Consider the following 729-nt stretch of genomic DNA (forward strand, 5'->3'; position numbering starts at 1 on the left):
GTATGAAGCAAGTCAGCCGTTCTGCGTTGGTGTCTTTTAGTGCAGAACAGATGTTTAATCTGGTCAATGATGTTGCTAAATACCCTGAGTTTTTGCCTGGTTGTTCGGGCTCTCGAATTATTGAGTCTTCGGGTAACGGCATGGTCGCTTCTGTCGATGTTGCGAAAGCGGGCATCAGTAAAACGTTCACTACGTCCAATGAGCTTATTCCTGGCCAAGCTATTATGATGAACTTGGTTGATGGTCCGTTTAAGACGCTCCGAGGTGGTTGGATTTTTACTGCGTTGGATGAGCAGGCATGTAAGGTTGAACTTAAGCTTGAGTTTGAGTTTTCGAGCAAAATGATTGAAATGGCGTTCGGCAAGATTTTTAACGAGCTAACTAGCAATATGGTTAATGCATTTACCAAACGCGCGAAACAGGTGTACGAGTGTTATGAGTATTGAGTCAGACATGATTCACGTTGAGGTCGTGTATGCATTGCCTCATGAGCAACGCGTGTTTAACTTAGTTGTGAATAACCACGCGACGGTTGAAGAGATTATTCGTCAGTCGGGTGTCTTGGAATTGTATCCAGAAATTGATTTAGCAAAAAACAAAGTAGGTGTGTTTAGTCGTAATGTAAAACTAGACGCGACCGTACGTGATAAAGACCGCATTGAAATCTATCGCCCTTTATTGGCAGATCCAAAAGAGATTCGTCGTAAGCGAGCAGAGCAAGCAAAAGCG

The 729-nt window shown here is 43.5% G+C and carries 2 protein-coding genes; both read left to right on the forward strand.

Features of this window, described 5'->3' with window-relative positions; all coding sequences use genetic code 11:
• Nucleotides 1-2 precede the first annotated feature (2 nt).
• The gene (locus tag R7190_RS27245; RefSeq protein WP_005381641.1) at nucleotides 3-446 is read left to right on the forward strand and encodes an SRPBCC family protein; all 444 of its coding nucleotides are present in this window, start codon (nucleotides 3-5) and stop codon (nucleotides 444-446) included.
• Nucleotides 436-729 (forward strand): RnfH family protein (locus R7190_RS27250; protein ID WP_318137852.1); only part of this gene is annotated, 294 nt, incomplete at its 3' end. The genes R7190_RS27245 and R7190_RS27250, both read left to right, overlap by 11 nt.

This window comes from Vibrio sp. 1078-1 (assembly GCF_033340475.1).

Coding starts and splice junctions, on each gene's coding strand:
- R7190_RS27245 (WP_005381641.1), top strand. CDS start 3: ATGAAGCAAGTCAGCCGTTCTGCGTTGGTGTCTTTTAGTGCAGAACAG.